We start from the raw sequence: 803 nt of genomic DNA, 5'->3' as shown, positions 1-803 counted from the left end.
CTTCACGGTCGCGCCACGGCGTCGTCACCTGGCCAACCGCTGACGCGGCGTCTTCCAGTTGCTCGACGCCGGGCAAGCCGCGCAACGGCCGCAACAGGCTGCGCAAGCGTCGCACGGTGGTGCGCAAGTCGTGCAACGCCTCGGGGTCGGTGCGCGCCGTCAGGCGCGCCTGACAGGCCAGCAACCGCACTTCCAGGCTCAGAACATGAGCTACCAACCGGTCAACCAACACAGACATCACTTGCTCCTGATTCAAATGGCTTGCGGGACGAGTCTGATGTTTTGCGAACTCAGCATCCTTGCTTCACGTCAGCAGCTTAGCGTCCGGCGCGGGATTCGCGAATGTAGAAGCGCGCCTTCTCGGCTTTGTTGCTGCACCCTTCGAAACCTTCGAATTGCTGCTGGGTTTTCGCCGCCGTCAGCAACGACAGCGCCTTGGAATAACTGACCGTACCGGCAAACCCTTCGGCCTTGGCCAGGTCCAGCTCATGCCACGCTGCATCGAGCTGGCTGCCGCAGGTGTCACGGTACGCGGTCTTGCCGGCGCAACCGGCCAATGCCAGAGCCATCAACGGCACACAGATCCAGGCTTTCATCACTCACACCTCAACGATAGGTCAACAGACGTGCAGGTAAGACGGTCGGGCTGCAAAAAAGTGCCTTGCCCGACTCGAATCTGCGCTGGCGAAAAGGATAGCGCTGAAACATCACGCCATTGTGAAAAACGACGCCACCGGCGCACTGAGCGACCTCGGCGATTGAGCCCGTCTGTCGAAGGGTGCATTGTGGGACCTTGTCGGGAG

At 61.1% G+C, this 803-nt stretch carries 3 protein-coding genes; all 3 read right to left on the bottom strand.

Translation table 11 applies throughout. From position 1 onward, the window contains the following. Positions 1-238: CHAD domain-containing protein (locus DBR24_RS34430; protein ID WP_256591977.1), on the bottom strand; the 238-nt coding region annotated here is incomplete at its 3' end. Between the two features lie 79 nt (positions 239-317). Then, complete coding sequence (locus tag DBR24_RS29595) at positions 318-596, bottom strand: hypothetical protein (protein WP_123466578.1); 279 nt, start codon at positions 594-596, stop codon at positions 318-320. Positions 597-606: 10 nt separating this feature from the next. Further along, positions 607-803 (bottom strand): hypothetical protein (locus tag DBR24_RS31360; RefSeq protein WP_218278160.1); only part of this gene is annotated, 197 nt, incomplete at its 5' end.

This window comes from Pseudomonas sp. HMWF006 (assembly GCF_003061205.1).
Taxonomy (GTDB): Bacteria; Pseudomonadota; Gammaproteobacteria; order Pseudomonadales; family Pseudomonadaceae; genus Aquipseudomonas; species Aquipseudomonas monsensis.
This window is presented reverse-complemented; position numbering and strand designations above follow the sequence as displayed.